General features: G+C 44.6%; 18 protein-coding genes. 1 reads left to right on the top strand and 17 read right to left on the bottom strand.

Going from position 1 to position 17,013, the window contains the following annotated elements:
- Window positions 1-103: 103 nt before the first annotated feature.
- The 17 genes from bamB to trmJ all read right to left on the bottom strand — a co-directional run bounded on the left by bamB (window position 104) and on the right by trmJ (window position 16,001).
- The gene (bamB, locus tag BCU75_RS21415; RefSeq protein WP_102475025.1) at window positions 104-1,264 is read right to left on the bottom strand and encodes an outer membrane protein assembly factor BamB; all 1,161 of its coding nucleotides are present in this window, start codon (window positions 1,262-1,264) and stop codon (window positions 104-106) included.
- 10 nt (window positions 1,265-1,274) lie between these two features.
- Window positions 1,275-1,889: a YfgM family protein gene (locus BCU75_RS21410; RefSeq protein ID WP_054548097.1), complete on the bottom strand. Its 615-nt coding sequence runs from the start codon at window positions 1,887-1,889 to the stop codon at window positions 1,275-1,277.
- Window positions 1,890-1,968: 79 nt separating this feature from the next.
- On the bottom strand, window positions 1,969-3,237 hold the full coding sequence (hisS, locus tag BCU75_RS21405; RefSeq protein ID WP_102475024.1) for a histidine--tRNA ligase: 1,269 nt from the start codon (window positions 3,235-3,237) through the stop codon (window positions 1,969-1,971).
- A 70-nt stretch (window positions 3,238-3,307) separates the two neighbouring features.
- Entirely contained in the window at window positions 3,308-4,429 is a 1,122-nt protein-coding gene (gene ispG / locus BCU75_RS21400) for a flavodoxin-dependent (E)-4-hydroxy-3-methylbut-2-enyl-diphosphate synthase (RefSeq protein WP_017074118.1), read from the bottom strand.
- Between the two features lie 7 nt (window positions 4,430-4,436).
- Window positions 4,437-5,381, bottom strand: a complete 945-nt coding sequence (gene rodZ, locus BCU75_RS21395) for a cytoskeleton protein RodZ (RefSeq protein ID WP_102475023.1) — start codon at window positions 5,379-5,381, stop codon at window positions 4,437-4,439.
- Window positions 5,382-5,821: 440 nt separating this feature from the next.
- Window positions 5,822-6,964: a bifunctional tRNA (adenosine(37)-C2)-methyltransferase TrmG/ribosomal RNA large subunit methyltransferase RlmN gene (locus tag BCU75_RS21390; RefSeq protein WP_009848292.1), complete on the bottom strand. Its 1,143-nt coding sequence runs from the start codon at window positions 6,962-6,964 to the stop codon at window positions 5,822-5,824.
- Window positions 6,965-7,391: 427 nt separating this feature from the next.
- Entirely contained in the window at window positions 7,392-7,826 is a 435-nt protein-coding gene (gene ndk / locus BCU75_RS21385) for a nucleoside-diphosphate kinase (protein WP_102475022.1), read from the bottom strand.
- A gap of 107 nt (window positions 7,827-7,933) precedes the next feature.
- Window positions 7,934-9,229: an aminopeptidase PepB gene (gene pepB, locus BCU75_RS21380; RefSeq protein WP_102475021.1), complete on the bottom strand. Its 1,296-nt coding sequence runs from the start codon at window positions 9,227-9,229 to the stop codon at window positions 7,934-7,936.
- A gap of 206 nt (window positions 9,230-9,435) precedes the next feature.
- Complete coding sequence (iscX, locus tag BCU75_RS21375) at window positions 9,436-9,636, bottom strand: Fe-S cluster assembly protein IscX (protein WP_076677795.1); 201 nt, start codon at window positions 9,634-9,636, stop codon at window positions 9,436-9,438.
- Window positions 9,637-9,728: 92 nt separating this feature from the next.
- Window positions 9,729-10,067, bottom strand: coding sequence for an ISC system 2Fe-2S type ferredoxin (gene fdx / locus BCU75_RS21370; RefSeq protein ID WP_076644811.1), 339 nt, complete (start codon window positions 10,065-10,067; stop codon window positions 9,729-9,731).
- A 20-nt stretch (window positions 10,068-10,087) separates the two neighbouring features.
- Window positions 10,088-11,938: a Fe-S protein assembly chaperone HscA gene (gene hscA, locus BCU75_RS21365; RefSeq protein WP_102475020.1), complete on the bottom strand. Its 1,851-nt coding sequence runs from the start codon at window positions 11,936-11,938 to the stop codon at window positions 10,088-10,090.
- A 22-nt stretch (window positions 11,939-11,960) separates the two neighbouring features.
- A complete protein-coding gene (hscB, locus tag BCU75_RS21360) occupies window positions 11,961-12,476 on the bottom strand; it encodes a co-chaperone HscB (RefSeq protein ID WP_009848288.1) in 516 nt (171 codons plus the stop codon).
- 80 nt (window positions 12,477-12,556) lie between these two features.
- Window positions 12,557-12,880, bottom strand: coding sequence for an iron-sulfur cluster assembly protein IscA (gene iscA, locus BCU75_RS21355; RefSeq protein WP_004735095.1), 324 nt, complete (start codon window positions 12,878-12,880; stop codon window positions 12,557-12,559).
- A gap of 101 nt (window positions 12,881-12,981) precedes the next feature.
- Window positions 12,982-13,359 carry a Fe-S cluster assembly scaffold IscU gene (gene iscU / locus BCU75_RS21350; protein ID WP_004735094.1) on the bottom strand — a complete coding sequence of 126 codons (378 nt, stop codon included), beginning with the start codon at window positions 13,357-13,359 and terminating at the stop codon, window positions 12,982-12,984.
- A gap of 33 nt (window positions 13,360-13,392) precedes the next feature.
- Window positions 13,393-14,607 (bottom strand): IscS subfamily cysteine desulfurase, encoded by a 1,215-nt coding sequence (locus BCU75_RS21345; RefSeq protein WP_102475019.1) that lies wholly within the window; start codon window positions 14,605-14,607, stop codon window positions 13,393-13,395.
- 27 nt (window positions 14,608-14,634) lie between these two features.
- Window positions 14,635-15,156 (bottom strand): Fe-S cluster assembly transcriptional regulator IscR, encoded by a 522-nt coding sequence (gene iscR / locus BCU75_RS21340; RefSeq protein ID WP_102475018.1) that lies wholly within the window; start codon window positions 15,154-15,156, stop codon window positions 14,635-14,637.
- 116 nt (window positions 15,157-15,272) lie between these two features.
- Window positions 15,273-16,001 (bottom strand): tRNA (cytosine(32)/uridine(32)-2'-O)-methyltransferase TrmJ, encoded by a 729-nt coding sequence (gene trmJ / locus BCU75_RS21335; RefSeq protein WP_102465221.1) that lies wholly within the window; start codon window positions 15,999-16,001, stop codon window positions 15,273-15,275.
- A gap of 181 nt (window positions 16,002-16,182) precedes the next feature.
- Here trmJ and suhB point away from each other — a divergent pair, with 181 nt between their 5' ends.
- Window positions 16,183-16,986, top strand: a complete 804-nt coding sequence (gene suhB, locus BCU75_RS21330; RefSeq protein ID WP_004735090.1) for an inositol-1-monophosphatase — start codon at window positions 16,183-16,185, stop codon at window positions 16,984-16,986.
- The last annotated feature ends 27 nt before the right edge of the window (window positions 16,987-17,013 follow it).

The following is a 17,013-nucleotide window of genomic DNA, read 5'->3' as shown; positions in this document are numbered from 1 at the left end:
AGTTTAAACTCTTACCTATAACCACACGGTTTATTAATTTATAACAACAAAACGGCTCCTAGCTGTTACCAACCAGGAGCCGACTGTGAATTGTATCACGCTTTTATTGGCTAATCGTTAGTTTCTTTACATCGCCATTGCGAGTCGTCACTAAGTAGCCTTCAGGCATTTCAATTGGCGCAACCGCAAAGCCGCTATCATCGACGAGCTGTTGAGCAACAAACTCACCCGATGAACGATCTAACCAGTGCAGATAACCTTCTGTGTCACCCACAACGACATAACCATTAATAATAGCAGGTGCTGTCAGTAAGCGGTTTTCTAACAATGGAGTGCTCCAAAGTTCAGTACCACTACGCGCATCAACCGCAACCACATGATCTTTGTCGGTAACGACAAACAAACGGCTACCATCACTCGCTAAGTCAATCGCTGACGAGTAGTTACGCTTCCAAATTGGCTTACCAGAACGAAGATCGATAGCGATTAGCTGACCATTGATACCTACGGTATATAAGGTTCCGCCAAGAACAATCGGTGATGCATCAACATCAACCAAGCGATCGATTTCCGTTGCGCCTTTTGGTGTACCTACTGGCTGTTGCCAAATCAGCTGACCACGGTCAACGATTGCGGCTGCTAAACGACCATTTGCCGTTCCCCAGAATACACCGCCAGAAACAGCAACAGGCGAGCTATCGCCACGAAGTGTTAGGCTTGGAACTTCAGTACTGATGGTCCACTTCTGTTCACCGCTTTCTTGATCTAACGCGACCAACATGCCGCGGCTAGTATGAACAATAACCATGTTGCTTTCAGTTGCAGGGGATGCAAGCACCTCACCATTCACTGATACACGCCACAGCTCTTCACCGGTTGATTCATCCATCGCGATCACTTCGCCATTTTCAGAACCAACAAATATTTTGCCGTAAGCCGCCGTTAAGCCACCCGATAAACGAGCCAGTACTTCTTGCTCAAGATCGACCTTCCACAGCTCTTTACCTGTTTCAGGATCAAGCGCTTTAACCATACCTTCACGGCTCGCAACAAACACTTTGTCGTAAGCCAATTCTGGCGTTAGTTTTGAAAAGTAGTGACCAACACCATCACCAACCGACGTAGACCATTCCTGGCTAGGAGTGAACTCGCTATTTACTATTGGTACTGGCGCCATGATTACGGTGTCTTCTTCGCCCGCACAGCCAGCCAATAGGCCAAGAGCAATCGCACACAACGCCGCTTTTGGAAACATCTTCTTCATTCAAAGCGCCTTATTTAGCTAGGTCGTCAAGTTTGATTTGAAGCGTTTGGCTCGCATCAGCTGCTTGTTGTGCTTCAGAATAAGCACTGTAAGCCGCATCTGTATCGCCTTTACGAAGTGAGATATCACCACGCAGTTCAGCAACACGGCCAGTCCAAGATTCGTCAGTCATCGCTTCAAGATCAGTCAATGCTGCGTCAAATTCACCTTGCTCAGCTTTGATACGTGCCGCACGGTAAGTCAGTAGTGGCGTAAGTGCCGCATCCTTAGTTGCCGATTTTGCCCACTCAAGCTGTTCAAGTGCTGCTGCAAGCTCACCCGCTTGAACTTGCGCTTTTGCTAATTGCATAGCAGCAAGTACAGAGTATTCAGCGTCTTTGTTAGCGTCGATAAAAGCTTGAATATCAGATTGAGCATCAACGCCCTTAGCATCAAGAGCTGAAATTACAGAGGTGTAGCCTTCTGAAGCGACTTCACGCGCTTCAACGACTGAATCTTGGTAATAGCGCCAGCCAAATAGACCGCCTAAACCAATAACTGCACCAAAGATTACGGCTTTACCGTTCTCTTTCCACCAATCTTTAATGGCTTCAACTTGTTGCTCTTCGCTATCGTAAAGTTCCACTTCCTGTCCTCTTTAATTCTTTAAACGCCAGCATAGTGCTGACGTTGATATTCATGATGAGCGTTTGCTCAATGGCTAATTAGATTAGCGCAGCAACTTTCTCTGCAACTTCCGTTTGAGACACGGTTTCTTGCTCGCCGCCAACCAGATCTTTTAGCACAACTGTATTGTCAGCAACTTCGTTCTCACCAAGTACCAATGCTACAACAGCACCTACTTTGTCAGCACGCTTGAATTGCTTCTTGAAGTTACCACCACCGAAGTGGTTCATTACGCGTACGCCTTCAACGGTATCGCGTAATTGATTCGCTAACTGCATGCCTGCGATCATAGTACCGTCGCCAGCCGCAACCACGTATACGTCAACGCTACGGCGAACTTCTGTTAGCTCTAACGTTTCCATCATAAGAACCAGACGCTCTAGACCCATTGCAAAGCCAACAGCATTTGTTGCTTTGCCGCCTAGTTGCTCAACAAGACCATCGTAACGACCGCCGCCACAAACTGTACCTTGAGCACCAAGGCTATCAGTGATCCACTCAAATACTGTGCGGTTGTAGTAATCTAGGCCACGTACTAGACGCTCATTAACTTGGTATTCGATACCAACAGCGTCAAGAAGTTCACACAAACCAGCAAAATGTTGCTTCGATTCTTCACCTAAATATTCAGATAGTCGAGGTGCGTCACCTAAGATCGCTTGAACATCCGGGTTCTTAGTATCAAGTACACGTAGAGGGTTAGTGTGCATGCGACGTTTGCAGTCTTCATCTAACACATCAATGTGTTGCTCAAGGAAAGCCACTAACGCTGTGCGATAGCTTACTCGATCTTCTTGAGAACCGATTGAGTTCAGCTCGAGGCGAACGTGCTTATCAATGCCTAGTTCACGCCATAGACGTGCTGTCATCATGATAAGTTCTGCGTCAACGTCTGGACCGTCTAGGCCAAACACTTCAACACCACATTGGTGGAATTGACGGTAACGACCTTTTTGAGGGCGCTCGTGACGGAACATTGGACCCATGTACCATAGGCGCTGCTCATCACGGTTGATAAGGCTGTTTTGAATACATGAACGTACACAACCTGCTGTGCCTTCTGGACGCAGCGTCAGGCTGTCGCCATTACGGTCATCAAAGGTGTACATCTCTTTAGAAACAACGTCTGTCTCTTCACCAACGGCACGGCTAAATAGATTAGTTTCTTCAACGATAGGCATACGTACTTCGTTGTAACCGTATGCACTCACCACACTTTTAACTGCGCTTTCTACTTTCTGCCACAGTGGTGATTGAGTTGGAAGGCAGTCGTTCATGCCTCGAATTGCTTGGATATTTTTAGCCACAGTATTTATTCCGTAATGTCTCGCGACCAGGTGTTAGTGCGAATAGACAATCACACCCCATCGCGTTGTATTAATCTTCTAAGTTTTCTACATCAATGCGATTTGCTTTATCAAGCACCGATGCTTTCGCTCGGATCCTAGCTTCAAGCTTGTCGACAAGATCATTGTTATCAAAACGCTCTTTCTGACGCTTGCCATCTTCGTAGAAGGCACTCTTACGTGCACTACCCGCAAGGCCTAAGTGAGACACTTCAGCTTCACCAGGGCCGTTAACGACACAACCGATGATAGAGACATCCATTGGAGTCACTATGTCTTCTAAGCGCTCTTCAAGAGCATTCACGGTGTTAATAACATCGAACTCTTGGCGAGAACAGCTTGGGCATGCAATGAAGTTGATGCCACGTGAGCGAATGCGCAAAGATTTAAGAATATCAAAGCCAACTTTGATCTCTTCAACTGGATCTGCCGCTAGCGAGATACGCAAGGTATCGCCGATACCTTCAGAAAGAAGCATTCCTAAACCTACCGCTGACTTCACTGAGCCTGCACGCGCACCACCCGCTTCGGTTATGCCAAGGTGAAGAGGTTGATCAATCTGCTTAGCAAGCAAACGGTATGAGCCGACGGCTAGGAATACATCAGAAGCCTTAACACTGACTTTGAATTGATCAAAGTTCAGACGGTCTAGGATATCGACGTGACGCATTGCAGATTCAACCAGTGCTTCTGCTGTCGGCTCTGTGTATTTCTCTTGGATCTCTTTTTCAAGAGAACCGCCGTTAACACCAATACGAATCGGGATATTCATATCACGAGCACAGTCCACAACAGAGCGAATGCGGCTTTCGTTACCGATGTTACCAGGGTTAATACGCAGACAGTCGACCCCATACTCTGCCACTTTAAGAGCAATACGGTAGTCGAAGTGAATGTCAGCAACCAAAGGAATAGAGACCTGCTGCTTGATGAGCTTAAAGGCTTCAGCGGCATCCATAGTCGGTACAGATACGCGAACGATATCAGCCCCCACTTTTTCCAAAGCTCTTATTTGAGCGACGGTCGCGGCGACATCTGTTGTTCTTGTGTTGGTCATGGATTGCACAGCAATTGGTGCACCATCACCGATCGGCACATCACCCACATAAATACGGGTTGATTTGCGACGAATAATAGGAGATTCGTGTTGCATATTAACTCTAAGGTAAGGTTATTCTAGCTACTTTGCCTGAAGTATACCCAGAAAGGTCGACAGGTTCACTTGCAAATGTCATCGATACGCCTTCAGGCGCACCCAGAATCACTTTATATGGTGCAGTTCCAGAAAGATTTAATGTCTGACCTGCTTTTTTAATACCGGTAGATAACGTTTTACCCGAAGCATCTTTCACTTGGATCCAGCAATCAGCAGAGAACTGCATCACTAGCTCATTAGCCACAGCTTTGGGTGCAACAGTCTCTTGTTCCGCAGTAACCGAAGCAACGTCTGCTGCTTCTGGTGCTTCTGGTGCTTCTTCCATAACTTCAACAGGGTCAAGAGTTACTGAATCTTCAGCTGAACTCACTTCAGTAAGTTCATTAGAATTTTCAGTAACAGGAGATGTTTCTGTGTTTTGCTCTGCTTCAATCACTTCTAATGAAGTCAGCTCAGGATCAAGCGACTCTTCTACCACTAGTTCTTCCGAGCTTTCAGTATTGGCCAAAGACTGAGATAAGGTGTCTTGCTGTTGATTCTGCCACCACCAAAGAGAGGAGATACCCGCAATCACAGCAAAGATGCTCCAAGTAAGGATCATAATACGGCTGTTGTGCTTCTCGGTTTTAGTCTTACGAGAGAAGCTCAACATTTCTTGTTCTTGATGTTGAGCATCACCAGAATGATGAAGCGCGTTCAACACGGCTTTTTCATCAAGATTAACGTATTTCGCATATGAACGAATGTAACCACGCATAAAAGTGGCAACCTGATCTGACTCGAATTGATTTTCTTCAATTTGTTGGATAAGTGTAATGCGCAACTTCAAGCGATCAGAGATCTGCTTTTGTGTTAAACCAAGAGATTCTCGTTTATTTTTGAGCAGCGTTCCCGCTTCAATTGCTGGAGCGGCAGTTTCTTTCGTTTGTGTTTCGTGTTCTGTGTTCATAGAGAGTGAACTTCTAAAGTATTATCGCAGGTTGATGAGAGCATTTTTTGTTTTCGTTTAAGCTCAATCTTACAACCTACTATGTGGAATTTTTCCTATCACCCGGTTCATCAACCCTTAAAGTAGAAAACCACACACTGTTGGTGAGCGACTTTCTCAGGAAGCTAGTTTATCAAGTAGCCAACCTAAATAGACACATTGACGATTATCGGGTAACAAGCGAGCACTTAAATTAATTTAAGATTATTTAATCATAAGCTAATGCCATTACAAGGCAAAAACACTTTCGACAAAATTTACCGTCAGCTCATGGTTTTGTCCAAAATTTAACGAAAAATGTAAGAAAGCGTGGGGAAAAAATCCAATTTTTGGAAATTCACCTTCCAGAAAAGCAACAAGCCAGAAGGAATCCTTCTGGCTTGTTTAGATCTAAATGGTATTTAAACCGCTTTTACTTGAATCACATCACCTGCGATTAAGTTAGCTTCAGAGGCGGCTTTCAGCATTTTAGTACGCTTGGTTCTATCAATGACATCACCCACCAACTGACCACATGCGGCATCAATATCATCGCCACGTGTTTTACGAACCGTTACTGTGTAGTTGTATTCCATCAGCGTTTTTTGGAAGCGATCAATACGAGAGTTGCTTGGCTTCTTATAAGGCGAACCTGGGTACGGGTTGAATGGAATCAAGTTGATCTTACAAGGCGTATCTTTCATTAGCTCAGCAAGTTCACGAGCGTGGTCCATGTCATCATTCACATGATCCAATAGAACGTACTCAACCGTTACTTTACCGCGGTTAGCATTTGAAGAAGCAATGTAACGACGAACCGATGCTAGGAAATCTTGGATATCCCAACGGTCGTTGATTGGCATAATTTGGCTACGTAATGCATCGTTTGGTGCGTGTAGAGAAATCGCCAGAGCTACATCGATGTTGTCTGTCATCTGATCAAGACCAGAAACAACACCAGATGTTGATACTGTCACACGACGCTTAGACAGCGAGAAACCTAGATCATCCAGCATCAGCTCTAATGAAGGAATTAGATTCTTCATGTTAAGCAGAGGCTCACCCATACCCATCATTACGACGTTAGTTATTGGACGACGACCCGTTTCTTTTTCTAAACCGATTTCACGTGCAGCGCGCCAGATTTGGCCAACGATCTCTGAAACTTTTAGGTTACGGTTGAAACCTTGTTGAGCCGTAGAGCAGAATTTACATTCTAGTGCACAACCAACCTGTGAAGAGACACATAGCGTTGCACGGTCACCATCTGGGATGTATACCGTTTCAACGTCTTGGTCGCCAACGCTCATCGCCCATTTAATAGTGCCATCCGCAGAGTGCTGAGCTTCAGAAACGATAGGTGCAACAATCTCACAGCGGTGCAGTAGTTTCTCACGTAACTTTTTGTTGATGTTGTTCATTTGTTCGAAGTCATCGACACCGAAGTGATAAATCCACTTCATCACTTGCTCTGCTCGAAACGCTTTCTCATTCAGTTCTTCTGTGAAAAATTTACGAAGACCTTTACGATCAAAATCGAGTAGATTGACTTTAGCTGTGGTCATGATGCCTCTCAATGACGGAACAATAATTAAGGGCGCGAATTGTACAGGCTTTACGCAACTTCAACAAGCGCTGTAAAACCCTGTGTTTATTAAGACATTCAAAGTTAAGCGATTAAAACTTGAACAATTGGTTTGTTCGGTCTGAGAATAACTAGATTAAAGAAAAGATTCCCGATTACGCTCCTTCGTCTCTCTCAGGAATGACGTAAATAATCACTAAAAGTTCGCCAATACTTACCACGAGGGTGTGACACCAAAACTCTCCACAATTCCAGAATCGAGGAACGAGATATCTGGAACTTCCAACAGCAAGCAGAGATTCATGATTACGCTCCGTCGTCACTTTCGAAAATGACACTAACACTCATCAGAAACGAAAAAGGCCTCACCGAAGTGAAGCCTTTTTTTGATACTTGCTGTTGCCTGCTTATTTAGCTGGACGTGAGCAAATTTCAGATTCTGGGAAGAAGAATTCGATTTCGCGAGCTGCAGACTCAGAGCTGTCGCTGCCGTGTACTGAGTTGTAACGCATGCTGATTGCGTAGTCAGCACGGATAGTACCGCAAGCCGCTTCTTCTGGGTTAGTTTTGCCCATTAGTTCACGGTAACGAGCGATCGCATTTTCGCCTTCAAGCACTTGAACCATGATAGGACCAGAAGTCATAAACTCTTTAAGTGGTCCAAAGAACTCTTTACCTTCATGTTCTGCATAGAAGCCACTTGCTTGCGCTTCAGTAAGAGAAACCATTTTAGCAGCAATAATCTGTAGGCCTGCTTTTTCAATGCGGTGGTAGATTTCACCAACAAGGTTACGCTTAACTGCATCCGGCTTAACAATTGAGAACGTTCTTTCTAGAGCCATAGGGATTCCTTCACTTCATTTTTTTGTTATTAAATACTGAAATTACTGAGATCATTCGATCTTAGCTTTATGAATGAGCGCTATCGAAATACCGCTCACTCTTATTATTATTTTGCTTGGTCGATAAGAAGACGAGCCAGTGTACGAACACCCATACCGGTCGCGCCTGCAGCCCACTTATCACTAGATGACTTACGGTAAGTACCCGCGCAGTCCATGTGAATCCAACCTTTTTTGTAGTCGTCTACAAAGTAAGAAAGGAATGCAGCAGCGGTACTTGCACCTGGCGTGTAATCACCAGAGCTGATATTTGAAAGATCAGCAAAGTTTGAAGGCAGCATACCACGGTGAAAATCAGCAAGAGGCAGTGGCCATAGGCCTTCTTTCTCTTGGTTCGCAGCCGTTAGCGCTTGATGAGACAGTTCATCGTCGAAGCTTAATAGTGCATGGTAGTCGTTACCTAGTGCATTCTTCGCTGCGCCAGTTAGCGTTGCGCAGTCGATGATCAATTCTGGGTTTTGTGCGCTTGCGAACATCAGGCCATCAGCTAAAACTAAACGGCCTTCAGCGTCAGTATTCATGATCTCAACCGTCTTACCATTTTTGTAGGTAATGATGTCGCCAAGCTTCAATGCACGACCAGAGATCATGTTTTCTGCACAACATAGAATAAGCTTAATACGCTTGTTCAGGCCGCGTTCAATCGCTAGACCTAAACCACCCGTAATAGTTGCTGCGCCGCCCATGTCAGCCTTCATTGCTGTCATGAATTGACCTGGCTTGATGCTGTAACCGCCTGAGTCGAAAGTGATACCTTTACCGACTAGACAAGCAAACACAGGTGCGTTTTCATCGCCAGTTGGGTTGAAGTCAAGTTGAAGCATTGCAGATGTGCGTTCAGAGCCGCGGCCTACCGCGTAGATGCCTTCCCAACCTTCAGTTAGGAGATCTTTGTCTTTAACGATTTTCGCTTTAACTGTGCCTGCAGGAGCCACTGACTTGATGTATTCCGCAGCCATCGTCGCTAATTGGCGAGGTGCCACTTCTTCAGCAGTTTTGTTGATAATGTCACGAGTCCAATCAGTAGAGCGAATGCGAGCTTCTAGCTCTGCTTGGTCGGCTTCTGAAAGTGCATCCCATTCCAATACATTCTTTTTCTTTGGTCCACGGTAGCCTTGGTAGAAAGCCCAAACGCTTTCTAGATCCCAACCTTCACCACGAAGTGAAACGAATGCGATACCTTGTCCGTCAAGCGTACGTCCAGAACGTTGAACTGCGCCTAAATCGTGGCCTTCACCAATGTGAACTGTCGCTCCCGCTTCAGAAAACGATAAAATAGCTCTTGCTCCCCACTGAGGCTGGGCAGCTTCTTGACTTAAAAATACTGACATCTGTGTAGACATGATTTCTCCTTGTCATGAACCACTTTGAGAGTGTGATTCAGATTATTTTTTATTAGCGTACTGATGTTAGCATTATGTAAGAGTAAAATGTCATTTTGATAAAAAAACGGACCATAAGGTCCGCTTTTTTTAGTAAGAATTGTTAACTTGGCTGTATTTTATATTGGATAAATTCCAACCAACAGCCAAATTATAGAACAAGAGGGTTAGTCCATCTCATCCATCCAGCACAAAATAATGGCCTCTAGAATTTTCTCATTCGAGTTATTAGGCTCATCATCAAAATCTTCAAGATCTAATACCCACTGATGCAAGTCCGTGAAACGTACAGTTTTAGGATCGGTATCTGGGTATAAATCACATAGTTCAATCGCAATATCTCGCGAATCAATCCATTTCAAGCTCATAACACTTCCTTATATTTATCAGCGATGATTTATCATCTTCATGATTTGTATTCTATGCCAGTTTTACTAACAGTTTTAGTAGAGCTGAGTTCTTAGTGCTCTTCAGAAGCTAGGTTCAATGTGTACTTTGGAATCTCAACAACAAGGTCAGTATCAGCCACTTTAGCTTGGCAACCAAGACGAGATTCCATTTCTAGACCCCATGCTTTATCAAGCATGTCGTCTTCTAGGTCATCACTTTCTTCTAATGAGTCGAAACCTTCACGAATCACAACGTGACATGTAGTACATGCACACGACTTTTCACATGCGTGTTCAATACCAATACCGGCCTTCAGTGCAACATCAAGAACCGTCTCACCAGCTTTTGCTTCTAAAACAGCGCCTTCTGGACATAGATCTTCGTGAGGTAAAACAATAATCTTTGGCATGTTTATCTATTCTCTAACTATTAAATATTATCGACTGACTGACCTGACAGTGCAGCACGAATTGATTTATCCATACGACGAGAAGCAAAGTCTTGGCTCGCTTTGTCGGTATTCTTAATTTCGAGTTCAATGGCATCAGCATTGTCACCATTGCGCACTTCAATCAGTGCTTCAATCGCTTGAACAAGTTGTTGCTTGCCTTGTTCATCTAGCAGCTCATCGCCGTCGGCTTGCATTGCAGCAATAAGGCCTTCGATAACGCGATCCGCTTCTACGCGTTGCTCAGCAAGAGCACGTGCTTGCATGTCTTCTTTTGCAAACGTCATCGAATCTTTCAGCATACTAGCAACTTCGTTGTCACTTAGACCGTAAGAAGGCTTAACTTGGATTTCAGCTTGAACGCCAGTGCTCTTCTCCATCGCGGTAACCGATAGCAGGCCATCAGCATCTACTTGGTAAGTTACGCGAATATGCGCAGCACCTGCTGTCATTGGTGGAATGCCTTTCAGAGCAAATCGAGCCAATGAACGACAGTCGTCGACCATTTCACGCTCGCCTTGCACTGTGTGTACTGTCATTGCAGTTTGACCGTCTTTGAACGTGGTAAATTCTTGTGCGCGAGCAACAGGGATCGTGGTGTTACGAGGGATGATCTTTTCTACTAAACCACCCATGGTTTCGATACCAAGTGACAGAGGGATAACATCCAATAGCAGCATCTCAGAGTCAGGCTTGTTGCCGACTAAGATATCCGCTTGAATCGACGCTCCAATCGCAACCACTTCATCAGGGTTAATGCTAGTTAATGGAGTACGACCAAAGAAGCCACCCACCATTTCACGAACAAGCAAGGTGCGAGTTGAACCGCCAACCATAACCACTTCTAGAACTTCGTCTGCGTCAACTTCAGCATCTTTCAATGCACGACGACATGAAAGTAGCGTTTTCTTAACCAGCGGCTTGATGATCTCTTCGAACTCTTCACGAGTTAACGAACCAGACCAACCCAGTACTTCAACATCAACACTTTCAGCTTCAGACAAACCAATTTTAGCTTCAGTTGCAGCGTCTAAAAGAATACGGTTTTGTTCTGCTGTGAGCTCTGCTAAGCCCATTTTTTCTAGGAAATGCTCCGCAACTAAATGGTCAAAGTCATCGCCGCCTAATGCAGAGTCACCACCCGTTGCTAAAACTTCGAAGACACCTTTAGACAGGCGTAGGATAGAGATATCAAACGTACCACCACCTAAATCATAAACAGCGATTACCCCTTCTTTACCTGAATCCAGACCGTAAGCAATCGCAGCGGCCGTAGGTTCATTAAGAAGACGTAACACGTGAAGACCAGCAAGTTGCGCCGCATCTTTCGTACCCGCGCGCTGTGCATCATCAAAGTACGCAGGAACGGTAATAACAGCACCAGCTAGCTCGCCACCTAGTGTTGTTTCAGCACGTTGACCTAGCGCTCGCAGAATATCTGCTGATACTTGAATTGGGTTCTTGTTACCTTGCTCTGTGCTAATCACAGGCAAACCATTATCACTTTCTTCAAACTGATATGGCAGAGACGGGTATCGCTGTTGAATATCTGACAGTGAGCGACCGATTAATCGCTTAACTGAGATAATGGTATTTTTAGGATCAGTCTGCGCGTTAGCACGAGCTTCATCACCAGTAGTGTACGAATCTGTCGTATAGTGAACAACGGAAGGAAGAATACTTCGACCTTGTTGATCAACGAGTGTGCTCGCCTCGCCACTGCGTACTGCAGCAACCAACGAGTTTGTTGTACCTAAATCAATACCCACAGCAAGCTTATGCTGGTGAGGAGCGGCGCTTTGCCCTGGTTCTGCAATCTGAAGTAGTGCCATGGAGGTATCCTTGTTATACAAACTAGCCGATCAAACGATCTTCAACTAATTCGATTTCATTCTTTAATTTTGCAATAAACTTAAGCTTTCTTACTCGGTCTGCAGCTTCTAACCAAGCTTCACTTTCGAGTTCTTGTTGGATAGCGCTTAATTGTTGTTTATACATTTTGCTAACCTTGCCTTCAAATGCAAATAGCGCATCTTCAGGGTCAGAACTGTCTGCGATGTCTTCCAGCTCTTCACGCAATTCCATCTGCTCCATCAGGAACATCGGATCTTGCATGGTTTGTTGTTCGCCACGAATGTCTTCACCGTGTTGAACTAACAGGTATTCTGCTCGGCTGATTGGATTCTTCAATACCTGATACGCATCATTGATTTGTGCCGCTTTTTGCACAGCTAATAAGCGATCACGCTCAGAAGCTATCGCAAATTTATCAGGATGGAATTGGCGTTGCAGATCTCTAAACTGAGAAGAAAGAAGGCTACCATCCAGTTGAAACTGAAGTGGTAGCCCAAATAATTCGAAATGATTCATGTAAAGGTGGTCCTAAGTTTAGGCTCTTTGTTCAGAGCCTAATTTTATTCTTCGCTTACAACGCTTAACGATTCAAGCGTTTAAACATTGAAGCTCTCACCACAACCACATTCGCCTTTCGCGTTAGGGTTGTTGAATTCAAAACCTTCGTTTAGGCCTTCTTTTACATAATCAAGCTCAGTACCATCTAGGTATACTAAACTCTTTGGATCAATGATGACCTTAACACCTGAATGCTCAAACACTTCGTCTTCTTCGTTAAGCTCGTCAACGAACTCTAGTACATACGCCATACCCGAACAGCCAGTAGTTTTTACTGCTAAGCGTAATCCGAGACCTTTACCACGGTTATCTAGGAAAGCTTGAACTCGGCTTGCTGCCGTATCTGTCATGGTGATGGCCATACTACAACCTTGTGTTTTATATAAATTGAGAACTCAGGGGGAGCACAAAGGGTGCTCCCAAATATTACTTATCTTTCGTAGTGATTACGGTATTGAAGCGATTAGTGCTTCTTTTTGTAATCTGCAACCGCTGCTTTGATTGCATCTTCAGCAAGAATTGAACAGTGAACTTTCACTGGTGGCAACTCAAGCTCTTCTGCGATTTCAGAGTTTTTGATTGCAGCCGCTTCATCAATACTTTTACCTTTAACCCACTCAGTTACTAGTGAGCTAGAAGCGATTGCGCTACCGCAACCGTAAGTCTTGAATTTTGCGTCTTCAATAATACCTTCTGCAGATACTTTGATTTGCAGTTTCATCACGTCACCACAAGCTGGTGCGCCAACCATACCGCTACCTACACTTGGGTCTTCTTTATCAAACGAACCTACGTTACGTGGGTTTTCGTAGTGATCAATTACTTTTTCGCTATATGCCATGATAGTTACCTCGAATCCTCTATTTCCGTGAGATTAGTGATGAGCCCACTCAACAGTGTTCAAATCAATCCCTTCTTTATACATATCCCATAGAGGAGACATGTCGCGTAATTTGTTTACCGCCACGCGGATTTGAGCAATCGCGTAGTCGATTTCTTCTTCCGTTGTAAAACGGCCGAATGAGAAACGTACTGAGCTGTGTGCCAGTTCATCGTTCAAACCAAGAGCACGTAAAACGTATGAAGGCTCTAGGCTTGCTGATGTACATGCAGAACCTGATGATACTGCTAGGTCTTTTAAAGACATAAGCAGAGACTCACCTTCAACGAAAGCAAAGCTCACGTTTAGGTTGTGTGGTACACGTTGGTCTAAGTCGCCGTTTACGGTTACTGCTTCTAGATCTTGAACACCTTTAAGTAGGCGTTCACGAAGAGCTAGTGCGTGATCGTAATCTTTCTGCATGTCTTGTTTAGCGATAGCAAATGCTTCGCCCATACCCACGATTTGGTGAGTAGCAAGCGTACCAGAACGGAAACCACGTTCATGACCGCCACCATGCATTTGCGCTTCTAGGCGAATACGTGGCTTACGACGAACGTACAAAGCGCCGATGCCTTTAGGGCCGTATGCTTTGTGCGCAGAAAGAGAGATAAGGTCAACTTTCATCTCTTTTACATCTAGTGGGATTCTGCCCGCAGACTGAGCCGCATCAACGTGGAAGATGATCTTGCATGAACGACATAATTCGCCGATTGCAGAGATATCTTGGATCACACCAATCTCGTTGTTTACGTGCATGATAGAAACAAGAACAGTATCTTCACGCATTGCTGCCTGTAGCTTGTCTAGATCGATGATGCCGTTAGATTCAGGTTCAAGGTAAGTCACCTCAAAACCTTCACGCTCTAATTGGCGACATGGATCAAGAACCGCTTTATGTTCTGTTTTACACGTGATTACGTGCTTACCTTTCTTCTCGTAAAAGTGCGCTGCACCTTTGATAGCAAGGTTGTCTGACTCAGTAGCACCTGACGTGAAAACAATCTCACGTGGGTCTGCATTTAGTAGATCGGCAATTTGCTCACGAGCATTATCTACTGATTCTTCTGCCTGCCAGCCGTAACGGTGTGAACGAGATGCAGGGTTACCGAAGTTACCGTCCATCGTCATACACTGAACCATTTTTTCAGCAACACGTGGATCGACTGGGCATGTAGCTGAATAGTCAAAGTAAATAGGCAGTTTCATTTTCTACTCCAATGTAAAAACTGACCGCTAAGAGCGGGCATTAACACCGTGAGGTGCTGCACTAATCGTTGTAGTGCTCGTATTTTTATGTGCAAAACTATTATTAACCGCAAGATCGATATCTTGACGATCAGAAATCTGTAAAACTTCGTTATCTTTCATTAACTCACCGAGCGTAATGTCGTTTAAGAAGCTGCTGATTCGGGAGCTTAAATCACGCCATAAAGTGTGAGTTAAACAACGACTGCCACCTTGGCAATCTGCTCGACCGTGACACTTAGTTGCATCAACTGATTCGTCTACTGCAGCAATCACAGTTCCGACAGCGATGTCGCTCGCTTCAGCACCTAGACGGTAACCACCGCCAGGACCACGAACACTAGCAACTAAGCCAGCCTTACGTAACTTAGAAAATAGTTGCTCTAAGTAAGATAACGAGATGCCTTGTCGCTCTGAAATGTCAGCCAGAGGAACTGGGCTCTTTTGCGAATGCAGTGCTACATCTAGCATAGCTGTTACCGCATATCTTCCTTTAGATGTAAGTTTCATATCACACCGTATCCACATTGTTTATGTGGTTGGAATCTTCCCATACCCGACTAAATTGGTCAAGTATTTAGTTGACTATTTTAGTCAGGTATTCATCCCTACAAGTAGGGTGGATTTTATTTGTCGTTTTTGATCTTCTCAATTGAAGTCAAAATACCACGTAGAGTATTGATCTCTTGCAGTTCAGGACGAGCTCGGCTGAATAAACGACGTAGCTTGTTCATCACCTGACCCGGCTTATCCTTAGAGATAAATTGGGTATCAATGATCACTTTTTCAAGGTGTTCATAGAACATTTCTAGTTCTTCGTGACGAGGGTAGTCATCTTGTTGCTGCGGCTGGTACTGGCTAGCCACCATATCAAGGTGTGCCACGCGAACTTCATAGCTCAGTGTCTGTACTGCCATCGCTAGATTTAATGAGCTGTACTCTGGGTTAGCGGGGATACATACGTGGAAATGACACTTCTGAAGCTCATCGTTCGTTAGCCCCGTACGTTCACGACCAAAGACTAATGCGACTGGGTGCTTTTGACCTTCAATTGCAAACTTTTGTCCGCACTCACGAGGCTCAAGCATTGGCCATTCAAGTGTTCTTGAACGAGCACTTGAGCCGACCACCAAACCACAGTCTTTTACTGCTTCATCCAGTGTAGACACAATGGTCGCGTTTTCTGCGATGTCACCTGCACCCGCAGCCAGTGCTAAGGTCTGCTCGTCAACTTCACATTGAGGGTCTACAAGAACTAATTGACTCAAACCCATCACTTTCATTGCGCGAGCTGCTGATCCGATATTCCCTGAATGAGACGTACCAACCAGAACGACTTTTACATTGTCTAACATGCTATATGACACCACTTTAAAAATAATCGCGAGATATTAACACATAGCAAAGTAAAATGGTCAGACCCTTCTCGGAATGTGAAACTAAGAGTTCAAAAAATAACCACTTCCATTTTGGGGAAACTTTGGTATACTCGCCGCCGCTTTAAATTGTTCTTTAACATCTTGTGGGAAAAACCATATGCATCCAATGCTAAACATTGCGATACGCGCTGCGCGTAAAGCTGGCAACCATATTGCTAAATCTCTAGAAACAACTGATAAGATCGAATCGTCTCTAAAAGGTAACAACGATTACGTTACTAACATTGCTCAAGAAGCTGAGTACATGATTATTGAGACAATCAAATCATCTTACCCAGAGCACAGCATTATTTCTGAAGAGTCAGGCCTAACTGAAGGTAAAGATTCTGACGTACAATGGATCGTTGACCCACTAGATGGCACCAACAACTTTGTAAAAGGTTTCCCTCACTTCTCTGTATCTATTGCTGTTCGTATGAACGGTCGTACAGAAGTTGCTTGTGTTTATGACCCAATGCTAAACGAGCTATTCACAGCTCAACGTGGCTCTGGCGCTCAACTTAACAACGCTCGTATGCGTGTTACTCAACTTAAAGACCTTCAAGGTACTGTTCTAGCGACTGGTTTCCCATTCAAGCAAAAACAACACTCTGAATCTTTCATGAAGATCATCTCTGGTCTATTCGTTGATTGTGCGGACTTCCGTCGTACTGGCTCTCCAGCACTTGACCTATGTTACCTAGCGGCTGGCCGTGTTGACGGCTACCTAGAACTAGGCCTTAAGCCATGGGATCTAGCAGCTGGCGATCTAATCGCTCGTGAAGCTGGCGCTATCATGACTGACTTTGCTGGCGGTACTGATTACATGACGTCTGGTAATGTTGTTGCTTCAAGCGCACGTGGTGTTAAGTCTATTCTTAAGCACGTTCGTGAGAACTCTAACGAAGGTATGCTGAAGTAATTCAGACCTTACGTTAATGCTCTTTAG

The organism is Vibrio splendidus (assembly GCF_002873455.1).
Classification (GTDB): domain Bacteria; phylum Pseudomonadota; class Gammaproteobacteria; order Enterobacterales; family Vibrionaceae; genus Vibrio; species Vibrio splendidus_J.
Note: the sequence above shows the minus strand (reverse complement) of the source record. Positions and strands in the feature narration are given on the sequence as shown.